This window comes from Mesorhizobium sp. WSM4850 (assembly GCF_055811735.1).
Genome location: NZ_JBVVPV010000029.1, coordinates 1 through 25703, shown reverse-complemented (window position 1 = coordinate 25703; position 25703 = coordinate 1). Strand labels below are relative to the sequence as shown.

16 protein-coding genes and 5 pseudogenes are annotated in these 25703 nt (G+C 60.5%); 16 read left to right on the top strand and 5 right to left on the bottom strand.

The window, feature by feature from the left end:
- Window positions 1–59: 59 nt before the first annotated feature.
- The 6 genes from nifE (at window position 60) to AC0L2Z_RS23465 (ending at window position 5699) form a co-directional block, all read left to right on the top strand.
- On the top strand, window positions 60–1562 hold the full coding sequence (gene nifE / locus AC0L2Z_RS23490) for a nitrogenase iron-molybdenum cofactor biosynthesis protein NifE (protein ID WP_473629446.1): 1503 nt from the start codon (window positions 60–62) through the stop codon (window positions 1560–1562).
- On the top strand, window positions 1559–2941 hold the full coding sequence (gene nifN, locus AC0L2Z_RS23485) for a nitrogenase iron-molybdenum cofactor biosynthesis protein NifN (RefSeq protein ID WP_473629445.1): 1383 nt from the start codon (window positions 1559–1561) through the stop codon (window positions 2939–2941). Before nifE ends, nifN begins: the two co-directional genes overlap by 4 nt.
- Window positions 2907–3404, top strand: a complete 498-nt coding sequence (gene nifX / locus AC0L2Z_RS23480) for a nitrogen fixation protein NifX (RefSeq protein WP_163603092.1) — start codon at window positions 2907–2909, stop codon at window positions 3402–3404. The genes nifN and nifX overlap by 35 nt, the downstream gene beginning before the upstream one ends.
- Before the next feature lie 16 nt (window positions 3405–3420).
- Window positions 3421–3900, top strand: a complete 480-nt coding sequence (locus AC0L2Z_RS23475) for a NifX-associated nitrogen fixation protein (protein WP_473511887.1) — start codon at window positions 3421–3423, stop codon at window positions 3898–3900.
- A 27-nt stretch (window positions 3901–3927) separates the two neighbouring features.
- Complete coding sequence (locus AC0L2Z_RS23470) at window positions 3928–4713, top strand: response regulator transcription factor (protein WP_473629444.1); 786 nt, start codon at window positions 3928–3930, stop codon at window positions 4711–4713.
- A 98-nt stretch (window positions 4714–4811) separates the two neighbouring features.
- Complete coding sequence (locus AC0L2Z_RS23465; protein WP_473517681.1) at window positions 4812–5699, top strand: universal stress protein; 888 nt, start codon at window positions 4812–4814, stop codon at window positions 5697–5699.
- A gap of 534 nt (window positions 5700–6233) precedes the next feature.
- Here AC0L2Z_RS23465 and AC0L2Z_RS23460 read toward each other — a convergent pair.
- Window positions 6234–6896 (bottom strand): hypothetical protein, encoded by a 663-nt coding sequence (locus tag AC0L2Z_RS23460; RefSeq protein WP_473480573.1) that lies wholly within the window; start codon window positions 6894–6896, stop codon window positions 6234–6236.
- Between the two features lie 193 nt (window positions 6897–7089).
- On the opposite strand from AC0L2Z_RS23460, the pseudogene AC0L2Z_RS23455 reads away from it, so the two are divergent.
- The 4 genes and pseudogenes from AC0L2Z_RS23455 to AC0L2Z_RS23440 all read left to right on the top strand — a co-directional run.
- Window positions 7090–7433, top strand: a pseudogene (locus AC0L2Z_RS23455) (oligopeptide/dipeptide ABC transporter ATP-binding protein); the annotation flags it as partial.
- 587 nt (window positions 7434–8020) lie between these two features.
- Window positions 8021–9007, top strand: a pseudogene (locus AC0L2Z_RS23450) (NAD(P)/FAD-dependent oxidoreductase).
- 443 nt (window positions 9008–9450) lie between these two features.
- Window positions 9451–9630 (top strand): annotated as a pseudogene (locus AC0L2Z_RS23445) (ATP-binding protein); the annotation flags it as partial.
- A gap of 61 nt (window positions 9631–9691) precedes the next feature.
- Window positions 9692–10858 carry an NAD(P)/FAD-dependent oxidoreductase gene (locus AC0L2Z_RS23440; RefSeq protein ID WP_473629443.1) on the top strand — a complete coding sequence of 389 codons (1167 nt, stop codon included), beginning with the start codon at window positions 9692–9694 and terminating at the stop codon, window positions 10856–10858.
- Window positions 10859–11260: 402 nt separating this feature from the next.
- On the opposite strand, the gene AC0L2Z_RS23435 is transcribed toward AC0L2Z_RS23440, so the two are convergent.
- Window positions 11261–13048, bottom strand: a complete 1788-nt coding sequence (locus AC0L2Z_RS23435; protein WP_473480568.1) for an acetolactate synthase 3 large subunit — start codon at window positions 13046–13048, stop codon at window positions 11261–11263.
- Between the two features lie 186 nt (window positions 13049–13234).
- Here AC0L2Z_RS23435 and AC0L2Z_RS23430 point away from each other — a divergent pair, with 186 nt between their 5' ends.
- Window positions 13235–13594: a hypothetical protein gene (locus tag AC0L2Z_RS23430; RefSeq protein ID WP_156768484.1), complete on the top strand. Its 360-nt coding sequence runs from the start codon at window positions 13235–13237 to the stop codon at window positions 13592–13594.
- 293 nt (window positions 13595–13887) lie between these two features.
- Window positions 13888–14202, top strand: coding sequence for an SMC-Scp complex subunit ScpB (locus AC0L2Z_RS23425; protein ID WP_348626653.1), 315 nt, complete (start codon window positions 13888–13890; stop codon window positions 14200–14202).
- A gap of 696 nt (window positions 14203–14898) precedes the next feature.
- Here AC0L2Z_RS23425 and AC0L2Z_RS23420 read toward each other — a convergent pair.
- Window positions 14899–15282, bottom strand: a pseudogene (locus AC0L2Z_RS23420) (LysR family transcriptional regulator); the annotation flags it as partial.
- A gap of 3108 nt (window positions 15283–18390) precedes the next feature.
- Between AC0L2Z_RS23420 and AC0L2Z_RS23415 the strand changes: the two are divergent.
- Complete coding sequence (locus tag AC0L2Z_RS23415; RefSeq protein WP_473629469.1) at window positions 18391–20715, top strand: S9 family peptidase; 2325 nt, start codon at window positions 18391–18393, stop codon at window positions 20713–20715.
- Window positions 20716–21111: 396 nt separating this feature from the next.
- Here AC0L2Z_RS23415 and AC0L2Z_RS23410 read toward each other — a convergent pair.
- Together AC0L2Z_RS23410 and AC0L2Z_RS23405 are read right to left on the bottom strand one after the other, a co-directional pair.
- Window positions 21112–21404 (bottom strand): annotated as a pseudogene (locus AC0L2Z_RS23410) (transposase); the annotation flags it as partial.
- A 324-nt stretch (window positions 21405–21728) separates the two neighbouring features.
- Window positions 21729–22931 carry an integrase core domain-containing protein gene (locus AC0L2Z_RS23405; protein ID WP_287223442.1) on the bottom strand — a complete coding sequence of 401 codons (1203 nt, stop codon included), beginning with the start codon at window positions 22929–22931 and terminating at the stop codon, window positions 21729–21731.
- 360 nt (window positions 22932–23291) lie between these two features.
- On the opposite strand from AC0L2Z_RS23405, the gene AC0L2Z_RS23400 reads away from it, so the two are divergent.
- From AC0L2Z_RS23400 to AC0L2Z_RS23390, 3 genes are all read left to right on the top strand, one after another.
- The gene (locus AC0L2Z_RS23400; protein ID WP_473629442.1) at window positions 23292–24158 is read left to right on the top strand and encodes a radical SAM/SPASM domain-containing protein; all 867 of its coding nucleotides are present in this window, start codon (window positions 23292–23294) and stop codon (window positions 24156–24158) included.
- 36 nt (window positions 24159–24194) lie between these two features.
- Window positions 24195–24794 (top strand): hypothetical protein, encoded by a 600-nt coding sequence (locus AC0L2Z_RS23395; protein WP_473629441.1) that lies wholly within the window; start codon window positions 24195–24197, stop codon window positions 24792–24794.
- Between the two features lie 645 nt (window positions 24795–25439).
- Window positions 25440–25667 (top strand): SidA/IucD/PvdA family monooxygenase, encoded by a 228-nt coding sequence (locus tag AC0L2Z_RS23390; RefSeq protein WP_473629440.1) that lies wholly within the window; start codon window positions 25440–25442, stop codon window positions 25665–25667.
- The last annotated feature ends 36 nt before the right edge of the window (window positions 25668–25703 follow it).

The window sequence follows — 25703 nt, the reverse complement described above, 5'->3', positions numbered from 1 at the left end:
AGACGGCCGGCTTTTCGCCCAGGCGGTTCGTTGCCGAATTGGCTTTGGGGCTTAACGCGATGACCGCGCTCAGTGCCAAGATCCAGGACGTTTTCGACGAGCCTGCCTGCGACAAGAACCGTGGAAAGGACGCCAAGGCGCGCAAGGAGGGCTGCACAAGGCCGCTGACGCCAGGAGCGGCAGCGGGCGGTTGCGCGTTTGACGGGGCCAAGATCGTCCTGCAGCCGATCACTGACGTTGCGCACCTGGTCCATGCGCCGCTCGCCTGCGAGGGCAATTCCTGGGACAACCGAGGTGCTGCTTCGTCTGGGCCAACCTTGTGGCGCACAAGCTTCACGACCGACCTTACCGAACTCGATGTGGTGATGGGGCAGGGCGAGCGGAAGCTCTTCAAGGCGATCCGCGAAATCAAGGAAGCGTATGCGCCGCCGGCAGTCTTTGTCTATTCGACCTGCGTGACGGCGCTCATCGGCGATGATATCGAGGCAGTCTGTAAACGCGCCGCCGAAAAATTCGGCTTGGCCGTGGTTCCGATCAATGCGCCGGGATTGGCCGGCTCCAAGAACCTCGGCAACAAGCTCGCCGCCGAGGCGCTGCTCGACCATGTCATCGGCACGGTGGAACCCGACGACGCCGGGCCGTACGACATCAACATCCTTGGTGAATTCAACCTTTCCGGCGAATTCTGGCTGATAAAGCCGCTCTTTGATCGGCTCGGGATCCGGGTACGCGCCTGCATTCCGGGCGACGCGCGCTATCTCGACGTTGCTTCCGCGCACCGCGCCCGGGCGGCTATGGTGGTGTGCTCGACGGCTCTCATCAATCTAGCCCGCAAGATGGACGAGCGCTGGGACATCCCTTTCTTCGAGGGCTCCTTCTACGGCATCTCGGACACCTCGGAAGCCCTCCGCAAAATTGCTGAGCTGCTGGTGAGGAAGGGCGCCGATCGGGAGATCCTCGACCGCACAGAGACGCTGATCGCTGAGCAGGAGGCGATTGCATGGGAGAAGCTCAAGGCCTACCGGCGAGGGCTGCAAGGCAAGCGCGTGCTGCTCAACACGGGTGGCGTGAAGTCCTGGTCGGTCGTCCATGCGCTGATGGAGATCGGCATGGAGATCGTGGGCACCTCGGTCAAGAAATCCACGGTCGAAGACAAGGAGCGCATCAAACAGATCCTAAACGCCGACAACCACATGTTCGAGCAGATGGCGGCGCGCGACCTTTACGCCATGCTCTCAGAAGGCAAGGCCGATATCATGCTGTCGGGTGGGCGCACGCAATTCGTCGCGCTCAAGGCCAAGACGCCCTGGCTCGACATCAACCAGGAGCGCCAACACACATACGCCGGTTATGACGGCATGGTGGAACTCGTACGCCAGATCGACCTCGCCATTCACAACCCGATCTGGTCCCAGGTGCGCGAGCGGGCCCCGTGGGATTGCCAGCCTGGGGTGAAGGACGAACAGCCGAGCACGAAGAACGAGACCGCGACGGTGCACGCTGCCCAGGAATTCGCCGGCACGACGCGGACTATTTCGGCTGGTGGTGAGGAAATCCGATGACCCGCATCCTTTCCCAGACCAAATCAGCTTCGGTCAACCCACTGAAATCATCACAGCCGCTGGGTGCCGCCCTGGCCTTTCTCGGGGTCGAGGGCGCAATGCCGCTGTTCCACGGCAGCCAAGGCTGCACCAGCTTCGCGCTCGTGCTCTTAGTGCGGCATTTCAAGGAAACGATTCCCCTACAGACCACCGCAATGGATGAAGTGACAACCATCCTCGGCGGGTCAGACAATCTGGAAGAGGCGATCCTCAACCTCAAGACTCGCACGAAGCCAAAGCTGATCGGGGTCTGCACGACGGCGCTGGTGGAAACCCGTGGCGAAGATTCCGCAGGCGACGTCGCCGACATCAGGCTGAAACGGGCGGAAGAACTCGCGGGTACGGAGATCGTGCTGGTCAATACGCCGGATTTCAGCGGCGCCCTCGAAGAGGGCTGGGCAAAGGCTGTCACCGCGATGATTGAAGGCATTACGCGGCCTGGCGAGCGGGCGCGCCAGTCAAAGAAGATCGCAATCCTGCCCGGCTGGAACCTCACTGTGGCTGACATCGAGCATTTGCGCGAGATGGTTGAAAGCTTTGGGCTGCACCCGGTGATTTTGCCGGACCTCTCAGGCTCGCTTGACGGTACTGTACCAGACCACTGGGTCCCGACCACCTATGGCGGTACGAGCGTCGAGGACATCCGCGAGCTCGGCGCGGCCGAGCACTGCATTGCCGTCTGCGAGCATATGCGCCGGCCGGCCGAGGTGCTGCACAAGGTGACCGGTGTCCCTTACGTGCTGTTCGAGTCACTGACCGGATTGAAGGACGCCGATCAGTTTGTTTCCCTGCTGTCCACGATTTCTGGCGAGTCTGTGCCGGCCAGTGTGCGCCGCCGGCGGGCGCAATTGCAGGATGCGCTGCTCGACGGACATTTCCATTTCGGAGGCAAGAAAATTGCTATCGCTGCTGAACCAGACCAACTCTATCAATTCGCAACCTTCTTCACGGGCATGGGCTCCAAAATCGCGGCGGCGGTCACGACGACCGATATGTCGGAAATTCTGGAAAAGGTACCGGCGGAGTCGATTCAGATCGGCGATCTCGGCGATTTGGAAACGCTTGCCGGCGGCGCTGATCTTCTGGTCACCCATTCACATGGACGCCAGGCGTCGCAGCGCCTTGGCATTCCGCTCATGCGCGTCGGCTTCCCCGTGTTCGACCGGCTCGGCAGCCAGCACAAGCTCTCAATCCTCTATCAAGGGACCCGTGATCTGGTTTTCGAGGTTGCCAACATGTTCCAAGCCGACCGGCATGCGCCGACGCCTGAGGAACTTGATCCATTCCGCAAGCGGGAAACGCCAGGTGGGCCCCGTTCGTCGCCTCTCACTCGTCACTGACGAGGTTCAAGGTCCGATGCGTGAACGACAAGCAGGCGCTTTGCGCGTGGCAATCGCAACCCAGGACATGAAGGAGCTCAATGCACATTTCGGGTCCGCCAAGCGCTTTGTCATCTACGATGTGACGCGCGAGGAATGGAACCTCCTGGAAGCCCTTGCCTTCGACGACGTCTCCGACGAAAGGGGGAAACATCGGACCGAGGGGGATGACCGCATCGCACCGAAGGTGGAAGCGCTGAAGGGCTGCCACCTCCTGTTTTGTCTGGCGATCGGCGGACCTTCGGCAGCCAAGCTTGTCTCGGCAAAAATCCATCCAATCAAGGTGCCGCAGCCACAACCCATCCAAGAGGTGCTGTTGCGCACGCAGACGATGCTGAGGACATGTCCTCCGCCCTGGCTGCGCAAGGTGCTGGCCGAAGCTGGTGTCGCCGGAGAGAAACCGTCCTTCGAGGACGAGGACTGAAACGAGGAAGAGCGAAATGTTTGAAGTCGCGGTTAGCCCTGCTGTCAACGAGGACGAGGCGGCCCTTGCCAGCCCGTTCGTCAAATGCCTCGTGCGGCTGATCCGGGCTCAGGATTCCCACGGGTCATGGGACGGCAAAGCGGACGCTGAGTTGCTGGCCGACTTCATCGTCAGCAAGGAACAGCGCCGTACGATTCCAATCATCGGCGATCCCGATCCGGACGTGCTGTGGAGGCTCGACAAGTTCTACACTGCCGTCGCCCTTGCGATCGAGGAGCGCTCCGGCCTGATGGCATCGCCGATGATCGAAATGAGCCATGAGGGCTTCGGGCGCGTGCTTTTCACCGCCGGGCGTCTGGTCGTTCTGTCCAAGACCCTGCGCGACGTGCATCGGTTCGGCTTCGAGACCCTCCGCAAGCTCGCCGAGGCCGGCACGAAACTGGTCGGCGACGCAATCGCAGCCATCGAAACCTATCCCGAGGTAGCGCGCGCGTGATGAGAGCAGGTGTCGAGCGAAGGGGTCATGACAAGTCTTGAGCAGCCGCCATGGCCAGCCTACGCAGCCGACGCGGTCCGGGCCGATGGGGCTCTTGGGGTAGCGCCGATGAAGCCACTTGTCCTGATCTGTTCGCATGATACCGAGTTCTATCTGTTCCTGAGCCACATACTGGAGGTGGACGGCTTCGCCAGTGAGCCGGCAGGCGGCGCCAAGGAAGCGCTTGCATTGGCCGACGAACGGGAATTCAAGGCCGTGGTGCTGGACTGCGGGCCAGCGAGCATAACCGGGTCTGCAATCTGCGCCCGGCTCAAGCGCGAGCCCCGGACCGGCGGGCTGCCGATTATTGCCCTGATCGCGCCCGGCGCCGAGAACCAGCACCTCGATCTCCTGAAGGCTGGCATTGACGAGAGCTTTGTGCGGCCGATCGCCCCGGCCAAGCTGCTCGACTGTCTACGGGCGAGACTGGCGCTGACGAAGCGGGGCGCAAATGGCTTTGAAAACGGCGGGTGGCTCTCCTGTGGCGGCCTCGAGATGAAGCTCGACGCCCACCGGGTTCGCGGCAATGGCCACGACATCCACCTCGGACCCATCGAGTTCAACGTGCTGCGGCTTATGATTGAAGCTCCCGGAAAGGTCTTTAGCCGGGACGAACTTATCGGCGCGGCCTGGCCGTCCAACATCCATGTCGGTCCACGCACCGTCGATGTCCATATCAGCCGGATCAGAAAAGCCCTGAAAACGGCTTCGCCCGGCAGTGTCATTCGCACCGTAAGGTCGGCCGGCTACTCGCTCGAGAAGCCGGACGACTGATTCAAGTGCCGGGTGTGGTGCCACTCCCCTCCCTCGCGCGGTGAGCCGGTCTTGCGACCTGAAATGCCCCTAAACGAATACTCAGGAGAAGCAGGAAAATGGGTTTTAGAACCGTACTCTGTTTGACCGGCGCTGACCATTCCGATCAGGACGTCAGAACTGCCGCCGGCTTGTGTGCGGAAATCGGCGCGCACCTTTCCGTACTGATTATACCGCCTCCAATGCTCCTTATGTCGTATCCGTCGATCGGAGATGGTGCCCCCGAGTGGCCTGGAGGACGTGGACAGGCAATTGCCAGATTGAATGACCGGTTTCGACAAATCGACCGATTTACACAGGACGTGGCCAGACTGGAAAAACGCTCCAAAGACATCCAGAAACTGCTGAGAGCTATGTCGCTAGCCTATGACGTTGAGACCGACTATTGCGATCCGGCAAGCCTCGGCGAAGTGGCACGACAGCGCGCGCTCTGCGCCGACCTTACGGTCATCGGACCGGGGCTCCTCAACGACGAGAATCTCGGACCTCCTGTTGTCAACGGCTGCTTGTTCGATACGGGAAGGCCGGTGCTCGTTGTGCCGAATGGCAGTGAGGTGACCCTGTGGCCACGGCGCGTCCTGGTCGGCTGGGATTCGCGTGTCGAAGCGTCCCGTGCGGTTCGTGAAGCGCTGGGTCTCCTATGCGTTGCTGAGGAGGTTCGTGTCGCCCTGGTCGATCCGAAGACGAACTACAACGGGAACGGCGCGGAGCCTGGAGCCGACATCGCTGCCTATCTCACTCGGCACGGTGCTCGGGTGTCGGTTGACCTACTGCCAAGTGCTGGCAAACCGGCTGCTATGGTGCTTGCGCAGCATGCAATCGACATTTCTGCCGACATGATAGTCATGGGCGCCTATGGCAGCCGTCGGCTGCGTGAGCGGCTCTTCGGCGGTGTGACCAGATGGATTTTTGAAAAGCCGACATTGCCGCTGTTTTTGGCTCGATGACGGTTCCGGAGCCGCACCGATGCTGTTCGAAGCTCTACCGTGATGCCTGCATTCATACCTTAGAGGCGCTCCATCGAAACAATCATTGAACATGAAAAGCATTGCTCGGGAGACGACGCCCGCCGGAAATCTCTCCAGTCATGCGCAATGCGGAAAGTGGAACGGAGTCCTCCCAGTTCTGATGCCCAGGGTACACCACTCAATTTAACCGCTCGCTTTCCTGGCGCATCCTGCAGCACCACGAGCTGACGATTGTGCTCGCGACCGCGGGACGCATTCGGTCCGCAGCTTTGTCGAGGCTGACTTCAGGCGTGTTGGTAGGGGGATCGTCTGGAAGGGGAAGCGTTGACGAGGTAGGCCGCGAACGCCGGAGTAAACAGGCGCTGATCCGGATAGAAGCGGCTATTTCGGTCCAGGCCGAGGTGGACCTGCCGATTGGCGAGGGCTGCTAAGGCGGCCACCAAGCACGGTTGGAAGCCAAAGACGATTTTGATGAGCTCGTCTAGTGTCGAGACCGATTGTCACGCTTCGGAATCACGGTCGTTTAAAGGGAAAGATAATGATCTCGCCGGAGGGCAAACGCGTCTGGTCTCCGGACACGGCAGGGATGGTTGGGGTGCGCAGTGGTGCGCCGCTATCCGGCGCGCCCGAGGCAAAGGCCCTACGTGGCTTGCTGTTGTAAAACCAACTCGCCGGATAGCCGGGCACTACGCCGGCGTTGTCAACGGAGTTCGGGCCAAAACCGTCTCTGTAGAACCCCACCGTATGAAAGATGAAGGTATCTAGTTCGATATCGACGAGAACGATGATGTGCGCCTTCCACCCGAACCTCGGGTCGAAGCCGCTCATCCGGTCCTGGAGCCGTGTGTCAACGCGCGCGGTCAGATAATCCTTGCTGCTTCCAGCGTAGAGAACATCTGCGCCGGATCCGCAGAGCTTGTCATTGTCCCTGCCGAAAATGCGCGGTTCGTCGCGGCCATTGTCAGCGGAGAGTTCGTCCCATGCCTTCTCGCCGCAGGATCCGTGATAGCTTTCCCGGGTCAAAGACTGGTCGTCGCCTCCGCAGTCGGCGATCCGGTCGATGCCACTAGAACCCAAGCTAACATCGTGACGCTCGTTGCCGAAGGCTTCGGAAGCTGGTTGACCGCTAAGAAATCGTTTCAGCTGTAGGATGAGTTTTTTGATCTCAATTCTCACAGACTGCAGCCCACCACGCGACGAAGCGCCTCCATATATCGCTGGTCGAGTCATCGCTCTAATCGATTGCCATTATGCTCTCATTTGCACGATGAATGTTCCCACCTGTATTTCGCCTTCCCGCCGAGCAGTGCGCATGGCACTGCGGCGGCCCACGGGTGGCCAATCATCTGAACATTCAAGATGCCAAACCGCCAACCGTGTGGTGGTCACGTATCTCGGCCACATCGTCGAGCAGACATTGTCGCCGCCCTACCACCCCTATACCGATGCACTTTTGTCGGCGATCCCGATTGCCGACACCTGTGTGGTCAAGAAACACATTGTGCTCGAAAGCCACATTTCCTCGGCGATGGATCCGCCGAGCGGCTGCCCCTTCCAGACGCGCTGTCCGCGCAAGCATCTGGTTCCCAGAGAAATTTGTGAGCGCGAGGTTCCGCCCGTCCGAATGCTGCCGGTAGCCATAATATCAAGTGCCACCTACCGGACGACGCGGTCTTCGCAGTGATGGAGCCGGTCATCAAACTCAAGCCTTAGCCCGAAGAGGAGGCGGGTGAGAGAGGCGGGATCGGGATAGGATCAATTCGGTCGTGTGTGCGCCAGCTGCTGTGCGGCCGTGTCGACGTCTCTACAGCCTCCATCGCTGTTAGGTCGCCATCCGGGTCGACTTAGGCGCGGCGCGCCTGCCGGTGCCCCTCCTCACCCGACAGGGCCCCTACTTTCAACCAAACCAATGACCGAGACGAATTTCCCGAAGGCCCCCCACGGGATCTTCTTGGGTAGAGATCGCCGAAGACAACGGCGTCGGCAACGCACGCCGACGTTAGGAACAAAGGATCTGAGCGGGAACGGCAAAAAATTCAGACATCCGTTCGATCACTTTTCTCCAATGGTGCTGATCCGGGACATCCCGTCCGTTGCACATCATCGGCAATCCCTCCGAACATTAGGGACAGGCTAACCCTTGGCACAGGAAATGCTAATTTGCGCATTTGGGTCCATTCAGTAAATCGAGAATCAGACCGCCGCCGCATTCGCAGACACCTGGGCAGGAAGAAAAGGAACGATATGACTCTTGAAAAGTGGACACGCTTGTCGTCGGCGGCGGCCAAGCGGGAGTGGCTATGAGCGAGCACCTGAGCAAGTGCAGGGTGCCTCATCTAATTCTTGAACGCGGCCGCATTGCCGAACGCTGGCGCTCGCAGCGGTGGGACTCCCTCGTTGCCAATGGCCCGGCCTGGTATGACCGGTTCCCGGGCATGGAGTTTCCGGGGACCGGTCCCGATGACTTTGCCTCCAAAGGAGGAGGTCGCCGACTATTTTGTCGCTTATGCAAAGCAAATCAATGCGCGATCCGCTACGGCGTGGAGGTCAACTCGGGCAAAGAAATGTCGGGCGGCCCGGATTCCGCGTCGAGACGCCGGACGGCGTGATCGAAGCCAACAGCATCGTCGCCGCGACCGGACCTTTCCAGATCCCAGTCACGATCGCCCGCCGCGGGCCTATCGCGGGCGCGATTTCTAATGGTGGCTGGGCGTCCTCGGCAAGTGGGACGCCGAGACCCCGGGACCCGGCACCGAACACGTCACGGTCGCGGTGAGCGGCGCGCGCGGCGGCGAGACGATCGACTTCGGTCGTCTGGCCGCGCAGGGGCTTACGCTCCTCGGTATGACAAGCAAGTACCAGGACGGCGTGATGAGCTTCGCGCCCGATCTCGCGAAAAACATTGCCCTCGGCGACGTAAGCTTGATGTCGCTGCTGGATGAAGCCGACGCCTATGTTGCTCGCAACCGTCTCGACCTCTCGGAAGAGCCCGCGGCCCGTCGGGTCGACCAGGATCCGGAATGCGTGACCAATCCGGTCCGCGAGCTCGACCTGGCCGAGGCCGGGATAGCGGCGATCGTCTGGGCGACAGGCTTTGCTGTCGACTACAGCTGGCTGAAGGTCGACGCCTTCGACGAGAAGGGCCGGCCAAGGCACCACCGTGGCGTCTCGAGCCAGCCCGGCTCTATTGCCTGGGTTTACCTTGGCAGTCGCAAAGAGGGTCCAGCTTCTTCTGGGGCGCCTGGCATGATGCCAAACAGGTGGCCGACCGTATTTCGACGCAGTGAAAATATCTGGCCTACCATGCTGCCGCGAAGGGCCAGCCCGTGGATGCCTGACCTGACCCTGCCCGGCCTGCGGTGTGGAAGGATCACTGCCGCGAGCATCCATCTGCCCAGATCGTCGGTTATCCGACAATGTCGGGTTCCGGACGAGCTGGAATTCGAGAACTCATTGCTTGGGCAGACTTCTTTTCCGGCACGCCTCATGCATGGGAAGTTTTCGAACGCATTTGTGAGATGTCATCCCATGTTAGCCCCTCGAAGAACGAGCCGCGCCCGTTTGAAAAAGCCAAATCCTGTGGTGGAGGTAGCCGCTAGAAGCCGCCGTAACATCCGGAAAAGCTGCGCGACAGCATCACACGCGTCCTTCTCGCCCTTGGCGTGGGTTTGGCGTCCGCTGTCGATGTTGCCGACCTTGAGCCCAACGAGGACAGGCTTTTGCCCTCCTCATCTCGCCGAGCAACCGGGCACGCATCTTTGAGCCATTCTTCACCACGCGCCGCGATTGCGGCGGCACCGGCATGGGCCTCGGCATCGTGCTGGCCCTCCTGATAGCGCATGATGGCACGATCCGCCTGGTTGACTCCGAGCGCGGCACGCGCTTCGAGATCTTCCTGCCGGCTGCATGAATTGGAGCCTGATCCGAAAACCGTCTTTCGGGATCATGCTCTGGAACTGGAGAAGCGAAAAGTGCGCTACGACGTCGTCATCATCGGCGGAGCCATCGTCGGCTCCTCGATCGCCTATTATCTGCGCGCGGAAGGATTTTCGGGCTCGATCGCGCTGGTCGAGCGCGACCCGCAGTTCGCCCATGCGGCGACGACGCTGTCCTGCGCTTCGATCCGCCAGCAGTTTTCGATTCCGGAAAACATCCGGCTGTCGCAGTTCACGCTGAAACTGTTCCGGCGGCTGACGGCAGAGTTCGGGGCCGACGCCGATATCGGCTTTCGCGAAGGCGGCTACCTCATCCTTGCCGGCGAGAACGGGTTGCCGATTCTTGAGGGCAACCACCAGACGCAGTTGGCCGAGGGCGCCGACATCGTGCTTGAGGATGCGGAGGCGCTCGTCCGCCGGTTTGCATGGCTGTCGGCCGAGGGCATCACCGCCGGCGCCTATGGCCGCAGCGGCGAGGGCTGGTTCGACGCGCATGCCATGCTGATGCTGTTCCGCAAGGCGTTGCGCGACAAAAAGATCGATTTCATCACCGCCGACGTGACCGGCATCGAACGGCAGGGCGACCGTGTCACCGGCGTCAGCCTCGACAATGGCGAAAGGCTCGACGCCGGCATCGTCGTCAACGCCGCCGGGCCGAATGCCGGAAAAGTCTCGGCAATGGCCGGACTGGTGCTGCCGGTGGAACCGCGCAAGCGCAATGTCTTCATCTTCGAGGCGCGCGAGAAATATGACGACATGCCGCTGCTGGTCGATCCCTCAGGCATCTATGTCCGGCCGGAAGGCTCGGTCTACATCACCGGCGGGGCCGAGCCGGGAGACGGCGACGGCCCCGCCGATCCCAGCGATTTCGAACCCGACTGGCCGCTGTTCGAAGAGGTAATCTGGCCGGTGCTGGCGACCCGCATTCCGGCCTTCGAGGCGATCAAGCCGACGCGCGCCTGGGCCGGTCATTACGACTACAACACGCTCGACCAGAACGCGGTGATCGGCCCGCATCCGCAGGTCGGGAATTTCCTGTTCGCCAACGGTTTTTCCGGCCACGGCCTGCAGCAGGCGCCGGCGGTCGGCAAGGCGCTGACCGAGCTGATCGTGCATGGCGGCTACCGCACGGTGGACTGCTCGGCGTTTGGGTACAGCCGAGTCGCTGAAGGGCGGGCATTCAGGGAATTGAACGTGATCTAACGCTGGCGTGACAGCGCCCCCCTCTGGCATGCCGGCCATCTCCCCGCAAGGGGAGATCGGCAGCTTCACTGGCGGCTCCAAACTTCAGCCTTGGAGATTGGCGAAAGCAGCGATGACGGCCAATCTCCCCCCACACGGGGCAGGGCTATCGCATTTGAGTCATGAGTTGGAAGAGATAAGCATCGTTCCAGCCTGCACGCATCATTTTGCCACGCATGGTGTCCTTTTTGCTGTCCGTTCGAAAGGTATTAAGGCAGAAGCGCCAAGCGAGGTTTTCGGGGCCGTGATCCTTTCTGGTCCGGCAGTCGTCCTCGCAGAAGACCTCGTCGAGCTGCCAGTGCAGGCCATTCTCGACATCCCAGTGACGGCGCACGACGGCGAGCAGGAATCGCGTCCGCCAACTTACACCAGCTCCCTGCCCTTCGCGTCGATCGCGTTGGCAACCACCTCGTTCGTGGCCTCGTCGGGCAGCAGCATCTCGTTATGCGCCTTGCCGGACGGGATCATCGGGAAGCAGTTTGCCAGCGCGGCGACGCGGCAGTCGAAGATCACCGGCTTCTTGACCGAGATCATCTCCCTGATCGCGTCGTCGAGATCGCCGGGCTTTTCGCAGCCAATGCCGTGGCCGCCATAGGCCTCCGCCAGCTTGACGAAGTCCGGCATCGCCTCGGTGTAGGAGTGCGACAGCCGGTTGCCGTGCAGCAGCTGCTGCCACTGCCGCACCATGCCCATATACTGATTGTTCAGGATGAAGATTTTTATCGGCGCTTCGAACTGAACCGCGCAACTCATCTCCTGGATCGTCATCTGCACCGAGGCGTCGCCGGCAATGTCGATGACCAGCGAGTCCGGATGCGCGATCTGCACGCCCAAAGCCGCCGGAAGGCCGTAACCCATCGTACCCAGCCCACCTGAAGTCATCCAGCGGTTCGGCTTCTCGAAATGGAAATACTGCGCAGCCCACATCTGGTGCTGGCCGACCTCGGTGGTGATGTAGGTGTCGAGATGTTTGGTCAGCTCGGAGAGCCGCTGCACCGCATATTGTGGCATGATCACCTCGTCGTTGGGCGTGTAGGCCAATGAATCGCGGGCGCGCCAGCGGGCGATCTGCTCCCACCACGGATGGAGCGGCTTCTTGTCGGCCCTTGCCGTCGCGCGCCACAGCCGCACCATGTCTTCCAGCACGCGGCCGACATCGCCGATGATCGGCACGTCGGCGCGGACGTTCTTGTTGATCGACGACGGATCGATGTCGATGTGGATCTTTTTCGAGTTTGGCGAGAACGCGTTCAGCCGCCCGGTAATGCGGTCGTCGAAGCGCGCGCCGATGCAGATCATCACGTCGCAATCGTGCATCGCCATATTGGCTTCGTAGGTGCCGTGCATGCCGAGCATGCCAAGCCAGTTCTTGCCGCTGGCCGGATAAGCGCCGAGACCCATCAGGGTCGAGGTGATGGGAAAGCCGGTCAGGTCGACCAGTTCGCGCAGCAGGGGGCTCGCTTCCGCGCCCGAATTGATGACGCCGCCGCCGGAATAGATGACCGGGCTCTTGGCCTCCATCATCAGCGCCACCGCGGCCTTGATCTTGTCGAGGTCGCCCTGGACCTTGGGCTGGTAGCTGGTGCGCGGCGCCGTCTGCGGCGGCGTGTACATGCCCCTGGCGAACTGAACGTCTTTCGGCACGTCGACGACCACCGGCCCGGGCCGGCCGGTCGTGGCGACATGAAACGCCTCGTGCAGGATGCCCGCCAGTTCGTTGACGTCCTTCACCAGCCAGTTGTGCTTGGTGCAGGGCCGCGTGATGCCGATCGTGTCACATTCCTGGAACGCGTCCGAGCCGATCAGCGAGGTCGGAACCTGACCGGTGATGCAGACCAGCGGGATCGAATCCATCAGCGCGTCCTGCAGCGGCGTCACCGCATTGGTCGCCCCGGGCCCAGACGTCACCAGCATCACGCCGGCCTTGCCGGTCGAGCGTGCATAGCCCTCGGCGGCATGGCCGGCGCCCTGCTCGTGGCGCACCAGAATGTGTTGGACGTCGTCTTGCTGAAAGAGCTCGTCATAAATCGGGAGAACCGCGCCGCCGGGATAGCCGAAGAGATGCTTGACGCCATTGTCCTTCAGCGCCTGCACGACCATTTCGGCGCCGGTCATTTCACGCCGTCCGGTTTCGTCCTGTCGGTTGCTCATCGGTCTGTCCCGTTCTTGTCGCCTGCGGCGATTGCTGGTCGTTTAGTCTTGTTTCAGGCAATAAAAAGGCCCCCGAGGGAGCCTGTGTGTAGCGCATGGGAGGTTTTCGCCCGGCGGTTACACCGCCTTGCCCACGCGCTTTCCTACTACGAGAATGAGTGTCATCTTCATGGGCGCGGAGACTAATTGCGGGAAAGGCATGGTGTCAATGAGCAAATTCGACACCTCTGCCTATCGGCTTTAATTGCTAAAGAAGCGGCCGAGAGCGTCGGCCGTCTGTTCGGGAATCCCTTCCGGGAAAAAGTGGCCGCCTTCAAGCTTCTTGCCTTGAACGTCATCCGCCCAGGCCCGCCAGAGCGCGATCGGTCCGCCTTCTGCGGCATACCAGGTATCGATTGGTCCGTTGGCGCTCCAAACGGCGAGCAGGGGAATCCGGCGGCCGCCGGCCCAATCCGCCCTGTCGTGCTCGCGGTCGATTGTCGCTGCCGCTCGATGTTTCTCGCAGATTGCATGGACGTGGTAGGGATCGCGAAGGCGTCGACATAGGCTGCTTGGACTTCAGCGGAAAATGCGTCGGGCGACGAGCCCCATTCTCCGAGCGCATTATCAATGATGGCATCGGCGGCTGCGGACACGATGCGCTCGGGCAACGGCTCGGGCTGCGCCAGCAGCGACCATGGCCAGAATGCCAATACGAGCCTCGCGTCGGCCTCTCCCACGTTGTCTCCGTCGGCAGGACGTCGAGCACGGCGAGCCGGTTGATACGGTCAGGATGGTCAAGCGCCATGCGATAGGCGACGCGTCCCCCGAAACGAAGAGGGCGGACGGCGGAGGAAGAGTTGTTCGATCGCGAGCTGGAACACTTGCCGGCAGAGGCGCGCTGGCGCGAATGGATGCACCGGGTGGAAGCGATGATTTTTGCTGCGAGCGAGCCGGTCGGCCGCGAGACGCTCGCCCGCATCGTCGGCAAGAATTGGGGCATCGAGCTGCTCATTGACGACATTCGCGAGGAGCTGCGCGGCCTGCCCTACGATCTGGTCGCGATCGCCGGCGGCTGGCAGCACCGTAGCCGGCCTACGCCGATGCCATTCATGTCGCGTCAGGCGAGAGCGAACAGAGCAGCGATCTGTCGCAATCGGAGGCGCTGGTGCTGATGACGATCGCCTATTTCCAGCCGATCACCCGCAGTGAGCTGTCGAGCTTCTTTTGGCCGTGAGATCAGCCGCGATCTGATCGCCAACCTGTTGGAGAACGATGCGGGACGCTTGAGACAGATTAGAGGCAGTTGGGTAGACGGACATGCGCTCGACATCCACACGACGGGAAGTGTCTATCTCGGCGTGAACGAGACGGGCACGACGTCTATGACACTACGCGCTTCGAAGTCGGCGAGTTGCTCTACCGCTTGAAAATATCGCGCTGATCTTAAGGCTGCAGAGGAACTGGTCGCGATGGCCGCAGCCTACATCGCACCAAACGCGGCGAATTTCGATGTGCCATCCCGGTTGCGAACTGCATCGTGACCACGCGCCCGCCGACACAATTGAAGGGCGTAGTTGATCCACAGCGCCGCCGCGAACTGCAGTTGTGTGCGTCAAGTTCTTGTGTGGATGCCAGCCATTTTGCAAGGAGGAACCTGAAGCATTGGACATGTGATCGAGTGCGGTCATGTGTCAGGCCTTGATTTGCGGCCGTTCCATGTGCCGCGGGCCGGTATGGTGATGCGCGGATCAGGTCCAAATCAGCAAAGCGAGCTTGCGTGGGCTCTCAACTTGACTCTGGTTTTCCTGACCCCGATCTGATCGATCATTTGCCCATGCAGTTCATGCCTTCATTGTATTAAATATTCGTAGAAACGAGCCGGTGACGATGTCGAGATTTGGCGCGTGCTCGCGCAGCAGGGGTAGGAGAGGCGGCAGCAAGATCAGGGCTTGATGGTCGGGTATCGGCATTATTGTCTTTAATCGCCATCCCCCCTGGCGGTTCAACATCCCGCGGAGCGCATCCAACACCGGCGGCAGCATTCGGGCCAACCGTTCGGCCTGCGGCGTCGGGACCAAGCCGCTCGAGCCGCGAACCAAAAGATCGTCATTGAAAATGCCACGCAGCCTTGTCAACGCTCGGCTCATCGACGGTTGGCTCAAGCGCACGTGCCGAGCCGCATGCGTGACGTTGCGGTGCTCCAGCAGCGCCTCAAGAGACAACAGTAAATTCAGGTCAATGGATGCCAGCATTTGATGTTGCCGTGCGGCGTGAGCGCCCTCGACAATCAGTCGTGGCCGCTCGTTTGAAGGAACCTGCCGACTGCAAGAGAGCTCACCCATGTCTTTTTCCTCTTGTTTTAATATGGAATGTGCTCAAGCTAACGTCTTGAGATCTGGCGTGCGGTGTAGGTCGATGCTGCTTAGCACATCAGCGATGTCGCCAACCGGGTGGGTCGACATATTCAATACACGGGGTCTCGATCAGCGAAGCGATGACAGTCGAATGCTCGACACCGACGGACCCGGCGACGAGAGCCCTTATTGCGGATCGGCTCAACTAGTTTGACGAGGGGCCGCAGCCGCAAGTTCGTCGCTCCCGTGCCAGCACAATCGGCTACAACCGACCTGGGTAGTTGGTCTGCGGTCTTCGCCATCGGGGTTACCACAGCACATTAACCACGCCTCGGCGAGGCCGGAATGCTGCCCTGATTCACTTGGTCGCGATCAGCCTCATGCTGGCAAGTCCGCCGCCTAGAGCTTTGCGAGAAGCCGTGGCACCATCGATAGGATATCGTGGCCGTGGAGACTGTTCTTCATTGCGCTCCAACGGTCTTTCCGTTCCTCTGGCGACATGCGAAATGCCTTTTCCGTGGAGGCCGCCACAGCCTCTGGGTCATAGGGATGGATAAGCTCATAATGTTCTTGATGGTCACTCCTGTTGACTGCTAGCTCTTGGCTTTGATCACAACCACGTTAGGAGCGGTCAGCAGGTGGGACAATCTCATTAGGCGCATGGCAGAATAGCACACACAAATAGGAACTAAGCGGGGCAGGAACTGAATTCCCAAAGCTTCGGTTTTGGATCATGGAGCGCGGCCGCCGCAACTATCCTGCGCAGCCAGCCAGGCCAAAGTTTCATCGACGGTGGCGGTGGTGGCAGAACGGGAGGAAAGGTTCGCGGCAAAGTGATTGTTCCTCACTTTGAAGGCGCTGCGTCTCAGTCTACCCCATGGTGGGAGAAGGTGGATGGGCGGGCGGCGCCGAGCCGGATGAGCAACCGTTTTCATGTTGCCGGGCCTCAGTTGAGCGTCATCGTTGGCTGGATCCGGGAGACCCGCGGCGGCAGCTTTCGGCGAGGTGATCATGGAACGATTTCTCCTTGGTCCGCGACGTGTCTGCGAATCACGGCGCATGTACCGTGCCAAGTGTGAAAACCGTTCAAACGCAAGGTGATGAATTCGCCTCAGCTACGTTGCGTATCCGATATTGTCGGACATTGGACAGGACCGAACGCAAAGCCCTCGCGGTGAGACGATATGTTGCTCGTGCGGAAGAGGATTGAGCGCTACTGCCGCGCAAATGGGATAGGATGTGCCTCGAACTGGCCGCGAGCACCTGAGAGCGTTGGAATTTGAGTGCGAGCTGGTGAAGGCCTGGAGACGATGGTGATCGGCGAGGTGGGCTTCCTCGATCGGCAGGCCAGGATCGCTACGAGCAGAGGAGTCAGGAGCGGTTCGGTTGGCCGGGAAGGGAGATGGCCGCCAGGCGACTCGCAGTGGAACGGTGCTGCATCGAGCATTCCCGCTCGAACAGATGCATGACCGCCCACCCCGTATTCGGCAATTGGCCGGAGCCGCTTGAGCTGAACGAAGAGCCGCCGTGCAGTGCCGTTCAGAAAGCTCGAATTTAGCGTAGGGGTCTTCTCCACGAGGAGCGTTGGTCCATCATGTGGTCTCATCGGTGGCTCCTTCGACTCAGGTTGAAGATCAGCAACCCGACCCTGCCGGGGAGCATCGATGACCACCGACACGCTGCTCGCTCGCTTCAGCGCTGTTGAGGCGCGCTCGCGAGCGGCTTCGTCACCGCCGACTTACGCCACTCAGCAAGGCACGCCCCCGCATTCCGCTTTTTCTGCAGTCTAACAATGTCGGGTATGGCCACGGCGGTTTGCAGCTATCCTATTGAAACCGAATAATTTCAGATTTGGCACGGAACATGCGCAAATAGCTGCAGACGCATGAGTAGAGGAGAGACAGCATGGTGCCGAGACATCCTGATACGCGGGAGTACGTGCGATTCCGGGGCGCGATACCACCGGCCGCGGACTCGAGGTAGGTCGTCGGCATGCGATGTGCCGGTAAGATGCGGCGACTGTTTTTGACATAGGTGGCGCTTTTTGGCCTGACGGCGGGCGCCACCGCTGCCGAGGTGCCGGTGATCGCCGAGTCTGCGTCGGTAGCCGGGGCGGCCTGAGTCTTTTCGTTCGAGGGTGGACTCACGCTACTGGTACAGTACCGGCGAAGCATCGAAGAACCTTTACGATTCCAGCGGCATGTCGCTGCTCTCGTGACTCACCTATGACCATCTCGATGCGCACTCGGAGGAAGTATTTTTCAATGCCATCCACAATCCGACTGGCATTTTCCTCAAGGGCCTCCTCGGTGCGGGCGGGATTACGGAGGGGTCTTTCGTCGACGAGGATTGGCTGGCTGGGGGCTCCCATTCGAGCACGTTAGCGATCAGGACTTCTCCGCGAGAAGGGCTCCGGTTATGAAGGAGCCCCTTAGGGCAGTACTCCCTAGAGCACGCATGTTGCCCGTCAGAAGTCTAGCCACACAGTCGAGGAAGAGGGGCAATTTGACGCCCCGCGACATGTCGGGTGGCATTGTCCGACGCCCGACGAATGTCGGACATGCGACATAGCCGGTTCGATCGGTTGCCTTGTATCTAAACGGGTTTTTCCTTTGGCGCGCATATTGCTTCGTGTCATCCGACCGACTTCATGCGGAGAGCGTCGACATGTGCACAATGATTTCTGCCGCCGCGACATCCGGCGTCCTACAGCATGACTTTCCAGATGCAGAAGAAGAAAGAGGCCGTGATCGTCACGTGTGATCGGGCGTTGAGAATTCCCTGATTGTAGGCATCGAAGATCCCTTATTGGCGCGGACGCCGACTCTGGAATCGGTCACCCGACCAGTTCCTGGATGTTCTCAAGGAACTCTCTGTGATGATGACTGCGGCCCTGCTGCACCCGCCTGGAGGCTCTCCTCCAAGGCGACTCTCGGCGGTGCTGCGGACCGGCGTGAGAAGCCAAATCCAAAATGCGTATTCCGAAAACCGAAAGAAGTAAGAGACATGGACGAGATTGGCGCTTTGACCCTCGGGCTACTGGTTCAGCGGGCATCGGGATCGGCAACCACTCAGACGCTGCCCAACGGTTCGAACGGTGCACATTCCCCGCCAGCGCCGGCCGATTTTGAGCGGGCACTTAATATAAACGACCGCTATAGCGGACTCACTGTCAATCTCCCCGAAATGCCTTTTTGGCTGACTGGGGGTGAAGCCTTCGTCTACCGCCGGACTAGCCACGGCAAGCGCCAGTTCATGCTGGTCGATGTCGCCACGGGCGTGAAGCGGCCGCCCTTCGATCAGGCCCGTCTGGCGGCGGCGCTAAACGGGGCGAGCCATAAGCGGTATCAGGCCGACGATCTTCCCTTCGAGCGTTTCGACCTGACCGAGGATGGTCGCAGGCTCGACTTCCAGATTGAAGACACCTGGTGGAGCTGCGACCTTGTAAGCTATGACTGTACCAGCACCACATTGGATTCGGACGACCCGGAACTTTGGCCGCTCGGCCACCTATACACGCCGCCGGCGCAGAACGACCCCGACAACTGCAGCGCGTCGCCCGACGGCAAATGGATCGCCTATATCAAGAACCACAATGTTTTCCTGCGCAGCAAGGACGGATTGCAGAATGTTGCGCTGAGCCGGGATGGATCAGAGGGCAATTACTACGACTTTTCGACACTGAGCTGGTCGCCGGACTCGCGCCACCTCGCGGCCTACCGTGTTCGTCCCGGCTTCAAGCGGGAGCTCCACTACCTCGATTCGTCGACGGACCAGTTGCAGCGCGAACATTCAACACTGGTCTATCCCAAGCCGGGCGATGTCCTTCCGCTGCCCCAGCCGGTCCTGTTCGAGATTGCCGGCCAGCGCCAGGTCGCGATTGACGACGCCCTGTTCTCGAACCCCTTCGAACTTTCCCCTCCCCGGTGGTGGGCGGACGGTCGCGGCTTTACTTTCGAATATAACCAGCGCGGGCATCAGCTCTATCGGCTGGTCGAGGTAGACGCCGCCACGGCCCGTGCGCGCTCGATCATCGACGAGACCAGCAAGACATTTGTTGATTACCAGCCTCTGGTGATGGATCAGGAGGATGCCGGGAAAATCTTTCGTTACGATGTCGACGACGGGAAGGAGATCATCTGGGCATCCGAGCGCGACGGGCATGAGCACCTGTATCTGTTCGACGGCCGGACGGGCGCGCTGAAGAACCAGATCACCTGCGGTGAGTGGGTGGTCCGGGCGGTCAACCATGTCGATCCGGTCAAGCGCCAGATCTGGTTCGAGGCGAGCGGGATGCACCCGGGGGAGGATCCCTACTTCGTCCATGGCTACCGCATCGGCTTCGACGGGAAGGGGCTGACTGAGCTCACGCCCGAGCCGGCCAATCACCATATCGAGTTCTCTCCTGACGGCCGCTATTACGTCGATCTCTGGTCACGCATCGATCTACCGCCCCGCATGACGCTCTACCGCGCCATCGATAATGCCAAGCTCATGCAGGTGGAGACCGCCGACATGTCCGAGCTCGTCGCCGCCGGCTGGCAGCCTCCACTCAGCTTCCACGCCAAGGGGCGCGACGGCAAGGCTGACATCTGGGGCGTGATTCACCTGCCCGCCAATTTCGATCCGAAGAAGAAGTACCCGGTGGTGGAGAATATCTATGCCGGGCCCCAGGGCTCCTTCGTCCCGAAATCCTTCTCAAGGCGGACAGAGCCGCTCACGCAGCTGGGCTTCGTCGTTGTGCAGATCGATGGCATGGGTACCAACAACCGCTCGCGCGCCTTTCATGACGTCGCGTGGAAAAATCTGAAGGACGCAGGCTTTCCCGATCGCATTCTATGGCACAAGGCGGCCGCCGCGAGGTATCCGTGGTACGATATCTCCAATGTCGGCATTTTCGGCGGGTCCGCAGGCGGCCAGAACGCGGTGGGCGCGCTGCTCTTCCATCCCGAATTCTATAAGGTCGCGGTCGCCAACAGCGGCTGCTACGACAACCGGATAGACAAGATATGGTGGAACGAACAGTGGATGGGGTGGCCAGTCGGCATTGAATATTCCCAATCCTCCGCCATCGACAATGCTTACAGGCTGCAGGGTAGGCTGATGCTCGTCGTCGGCGAAATGGACCACAATGTCGACCCGTCCTCCACGTTCCAGCTTGCCGACCGGCTCATCAAGGCGGGCAAAGATTTCGACATGGTCTATGTGCCTGGTGCCGATCACGGCGCGCCAGGCATCTATACTAAGCGCAAACTCCTGGACTTCTTCGTTCGCAACATTCTCAGGCAGACCCCACCCGACTGGAACGCCACACCAGTCGAGCTCGAATAAGACAAATCGTTACGATCGATGGCGCCGGTAGCTTGTGCCTCTTGCAATTGTTCGCTCGCCTTGATGGCTGTAATCAGGGGGACGCGCGAGCAGATCGTCCCCGCTCGACGAGCGTGTGCGTCTAACACTTGCGCTGCGTAGCGAGGATAGGCTCGCCGCGAGAATATCGACGCGTTGGGTCGGCAGCACAATCTATCTGGGCAATACAGCACGTGGTTTGCCGAAGCATTCACAGCACTACACGCGACTTTGCCAGGCTCTCGTCCCGGCGACGCGGACCCTCAGGAGAGCCGTTCGGCTCGCACAAATCCTCATCTCCTATGCCATCACTGGCAGCCTTGCTGAACGGAATTCGGTAGCTTCCACCGACATGCGATGGAGCACGATGCCCAACTAGCGGGCAAGGGCCACCTTGGCGCGCTCCATGCGCCCGACGTTTCGCCACGGAGAGCGCCCAGTCTTTCAGGCTCGAGAAGCGGGTTGCCCGCTTTGAGCATGATGTGCGCCGCTTCAAAGCGCCCGGTTCGCACCATGGTATCGCCGACCTTGCTACACCACCGTCTCGATCGGTTTCACCGGATTGATATTTTGGGCGTAAGCCCGAAGTAGGCTCCGACCGTATTGGATTTTCCAAAGCGCATCCGGTCGTCCACCGCCGCGCGATAGGTCAGTGCGACCAAGGCGCCGACGCGCCAGGTGTGCGCTATCAGCGCGCAATCTTCAGCGGTCGGAGAGGTCAGTCGTGGAAAGTTTGAGGCGCGCATCCTGGAACCAACGGCAGGGCATGTCCAAAAGCTGACAGCGACAAAAAAACATGTCTGGTCCAAAAAAACCGGCCGCCTTGGGCGAGAGGTTTCTCGAAGCCTACTCATGCAGTTGCTGCGGCTAACCGCGCTGGCACGGCCTTTGCTGGAGATGCGGCACCATTGAGTGGGGGCTGACCGCATGAGAACGCGCGAGACGATTGATTGTCCAGTTGATAGATGGGTAACACTTTGAACCGGATACATGGGTTACAGTTTTCCCCCTGTCGTGTCCGCCGCAGCGCCATGCGGTTTGATTGGCGCGGCGCTGCGGCGGACAAGCTTCATGCGCCCGGTGTCGAGGATGCCGAGCGGGTGGGCATGGAAGCTGAGCGCCCATTGACCATCCTCGGTTTCGATGGCGGCGACCGCTTCGCCGGCCAGCGCCTTGGAAACGTAGACGAAACCACCGTTCCACCTGATCTCGCCATTGTGGCGCACGCTGCGCACCGCCGCCTCGGCCGGATAGTCGGGCTCGGGCGGTGTCGCAGGCATGGCGCGCGACGAGGAGCGGTAATGCTGCGCCGGGGTGTCCATGGCCAGCGCCTCATGCGGACGCTCCTCATTGTAGCTGCGCCGGAAGGCTTCGAAAGCCTGGCCCTGGGCGGTTCTGTCGGCCTCCGGCGCCTTGGCCAGCGGCAGCATGGTCAGGTGGAAGCGCTCGTGGCATCCGTTCTGCTGCGGCTTGCCGGGTGCGATCCGCTCCAGCGTGATGCCGAGCTTGATAAAGCGCACCGACAGCGGCGTCAGCCCGGTGACGCCGGCCGACGCGAAAGGCGAGCCATTGTCGCTTCTGAACCGATCCGGCAAGCCATGTTCCTCAAACAGCCGCTCGAACACCGGCCAGGCCTCGTCGTCCGCCGTCGAGCCCGTCGCTTCGAGCGCCAAAAGGAAGCGGCACGACGCATCCATCACCGTCAACGGTTCGCAGCGCCACCCGTCACGGGTGCGGAACCAGCCCTTGTGGTCGCCCGTCCACACCGCGTTCGGCTCCTCGGCTGGCGGCCATGGTCCGTTGCCCGCCGCCTTCCAGCGGGCGCGCCGCCGACCGACAAGCCCATGCCGCTCAAGGATCGCGCCAGCCGTCGAGGCCGACGGCCAGGCCAACTCGGGAGCGGTGCGCTTGAGCCGCGCCATGATCTTCTTCGGCCCCCACAGTGGATGTGCCTCCTTCGAAGCAACGATCCGCTCCACCAGATCCACCGCCGTCGCCCGGCCATGATTGAGCGGCGCCCGCGGCCGGTCGTGCAGACCTTCCGGGCCGAACTCCCGGTACCGTCCCAGCCATTTGTAGCCGATCTTGCGCGATATGCCGAAGTCAGCACAAAGCTGCGTCATCGTCTCATCACCCGCCAGGCACTCCACAACAAACCGAAGCCGCTCATCCATGATGCCAGTCTCTCGCCAAACCATCGCCGGTCCTCCCGGCGAAGGAGAAAACTGTCACCCATGCAATCAGTCCATTCTGTTACCTATCTATCCGGTTCGGACATGATGGTCTGCTACGCCATCTCGGCGGCGCGCCCGCTCAACGGTCACTGCTACACCTTTGGCAATGGCTGACGCGCGACATTGCGGTTGCGCCGCGCTGCCGCGCCGATGTGCCCAAAGTTCGTTGATAGTTCGCTCGGCAGATTGAGGAAGCCGGCCGTTGACTGCTGCCCAGTCGGAGATGGCTGGGTTCATTCGGAACGTATTGACCGTCGGTGTCATGAAGCCAAAGACACCATGCTGGACGTTATGCATGACCAGACGAGTGGGAGTCAGTAGCAAATGATTTTACCGGAACTGCGCTCTGCTATCCCAGCCGGCAGAGTTTTGGAGATAACGACGACCACAGGATGCATCGTGGGATGTTCATATTGTCCGCAGGACAAGTTCGCTGACCGGCAAAGAAAAGTATCTGATACGAAGTATCTTAGTCTTGGAGATTTCAAGCGCTGTCTGGCGCGCGTACCAACCTCCGTCGACATTAGTTTTGCCGGGTATTCTGAGCCATGGCTCAATCCGGATTGCACCGAAATGGTCGAGCACGCTTCCGCTAAAGGCCATGGCATCAGGATTTTCACGACACTTGTGGGAATGAAGGGGCGGGATCTACAACGCTTGCAGGCGCTGCGGTTGGGGGTATTCGTGGTTCATGTTTTTGATGATGGCGCCCACATGAATAGCCGCCTTGTTGGAGACAGGTATCGCGATTTTGTTGGGCAACTCGTCGACGCCGACATCCCATCAATTCGATTCGTGGTTTTGGGCGAGGCCCATCCCGATATCGCCGACATTATCCCTGCCGAAGCCCTAGTTCGCGCGCGACCGGTGAGCAGCAGGGGTGGAAGCGTAGATCCTAAGATTGTAGAACCACGGCAGCCAGTCGTCGGAGGGCTGATATGCGTGGACGAACGACAGTATCGGAATGTTCTCCTTCCAAACGGCGAGGTTACTCTCTGCTCCATGGATTTCGAGCGGCGTCACGTACTGGGCAACCTTCTATGCGACGAATACGGCGATCTCTTTAAAAGCGCAGTCTTTTGCGAAATCGTCGATCGCATGAACGGAGCGGATGGTTTTCTGCTCTGTAGGATGTGTGAATTTGCCGATCCAAACGACCGGGTGCTGACTGGGTGCCGGCCGACCGCCTGAGAGAGGCGGGCCGGCGAATGCTGCTTTGGACTGCAAATGCCCGGCGAAATCACTGCGTTTTTCGAGTCACGCGAGCGTGATCCCGTACGCGCGGGAGTCGGCCTCGATCATTTACGAGGCGAGCTCATCGAAAGTAGTCGTCGGCTTCCAATCGAGCTTGATGGCCGCCTTGAAGGCATCACCGATCAGCAGGTCAACCTCGAATGGCCCGAAACAACGTTTGTCTATTTGGATCAGCGCCTGGTTATTCCGGCGTTCGCGGCCCAACTCGTCAACACCTGCGCGCCTTCCCAGAATATCTCCTTCCCGACCCGCCTGGAGGCAGCCTCGACAAGGCTGCGGACCGAATGCGTCTCACTGGTCGCGAGCACCGTCAGGCTCGTGGTGCTGCAGGATGGGGCACGGCCTCGACATAGCTGTGTGACCGTCTTTAGCTGGATTCTGCGTCTCAAAATCCGGATCTCGCCTCCATCTTCCGCAAGACGGGAGAGACCTCATGCGGCCCCCGGCTTCCGAAGGCGTCTTTTCAGATTTCCGCCGCGAGGAGTGGCAAGAGCCTTTTTCCGCGCCACAGTCCATGAACCTGGGTTGCTGGCCGTCCTAAGAGAAAATTCCGATGCGGAGCTGCCCTATTAGCTACCGGCTCCTGGCGAGAGGACGGCGACGCGGCAAATCGACCACCGGCGCAAGGTTTCCCCCTCATTGTCGGATACCCGACAGGATCACAAACCCGCTAACCGTTGTTTCATGAAAGTTTCCTTCTGGCACGTTTGATGCAGAGGATCTTCCGAACACATCAGCGGATGCCCTCCTATGAGCAGGCTCAGGGAAAAATGCTGTCGCCGCATTCGAGACCGCGCCCTCGCTGATAGCCAAGTCGGTCAAAGGTCGGCGCATCATGGTGGAGGCGGGCGACTTCGCCCGATTAAAACACGGAATAACGTCGGAAAGCATCTCGCTGACTGAGACGCGATCATCCAAGGCGGGCGGAGATACGTCGATCCCGTCCACGCTCACAAGTCGTGGACATGAGTGTCGATCTCATCACTTGGCCGGGATCCATGGTGCTTCATACCCGACAATACGAAAGCGCGATCAAACTCTAGCAAATCCAGCAGCACCGAGGTCGAGAATGCCCGCATGGACAGTAAGCCCAATGGCCATGGCCGATATTCGCCGTGAACATCGCCTAATTGGGAAACACCTATAGGAGCAAGGCAAGTGGAACTCTCTTGCGTTGGAGTGGGGGCTGGGCCGTCTAATTTGAGCCTTGCGTGCCAGATGCACGAGCAAATTGGGCAAGGGGCACTGTTCTTGGATCGGCAAGTCGACTTCCGCTGGCACCCAGGCAGCGCATTCGATTTCTCGGAGCTCCAGGTCAGCCACTTCAAGGATTTGGTCACGCTGGTAAACCCGCGATCAGCCTACACTTTCGTGAACTACCTGCATGAGAACGGGCGTCTGTACCGTATGCGCCGCCTACATCCCATTGATTTCGCGTGTTTCTGAACATTGAGGTTTCTGCCAGAAGATTTTCGGCAAGAG

Excerpts from the sequence above, each read along its gene's own strand:
- AC0L2Z_RS23435 (WP_473480568.1), bottom strand. The coding sequence starts at position 13,048 with ATGAGCAACCGACAGGACGAAACCGGACGGCGTGAAATGACCGGCGCC.
- AC0L2Z_RS23465 (WP_473517681.1), top strand. The coding sequence starts at position 4,812 with ATGGGTTTTAGAACCGTACTCTGTTTGACCGGCGCTGACCATTCCGAT.
- AC0L2Z_RS23470 (WP_473629444.1), top strand. The coding sequence starts at position 3,928 with ATGACAAGTCTTGAGCAGCCGCCATGGCCAGCCTACGCAGCCGACGCG.
- nifE (WP_473629446.1), top strand. The coding sequence starts at position 60 with ATGACCGCGCTCAGTGCCAAGATCCAGGACGTTTTCGACGAGCCTGCC.
- AC0L2Z_RS23390 (WP_473629440.1), top strand. The coding sequence starts at position 25,440 with ATGCACGAGCAAATTGGGCAAGGGGCACTGTTCTTGGATCGGCAAGTC.
- nifN (WP_473629445.1), top strand. The coding sequence starts at position 1,559 with ATGACCCGCATCCTTTCCCAGACCAAATCAGCTTCGGTCAACCCACTG.
- AC0L2Z_RS23400 (WP_473629442.1), top strand. The coding sequence starts at position 23,292 with ATGATTTTACCGGAACTGCGCTCTGCTATCCCAGCCGGCAGAGTTTTG.
- AC0L2Z_RS23405 (WP_287223442.1), bottom strand. The coding sequence starts at position 22,931 with ATGGTTTGGCGAGAGACTGGCATCATGGATGAGCGGCTTCGGTTTGTT.
- AC0L2Z_RS23415 (WP_473629469.1), top strand. The coding sequence starts at position 18,391 with ATGGACGAGATTGGCGCTTTGACCCTCGGGCTACTGGTTCAGCGGGCA.
- AC0L2Z_RS23475 (WP_473511887.1), top strand. The coding sequence starts at position 3,421 with ATGTTTGAAGTCGCGGTTAGCCCTGCTGTCAACGAGGACGAGGCGGCC.
- AC0L2Z_RS23395 (WP_473629441.1), top strand. The coding sequence starts at position 24,195 with ATGCCCGGCGAAATCACTGCGTTTTTCGAGTCACGCGAGCGTGATCCC.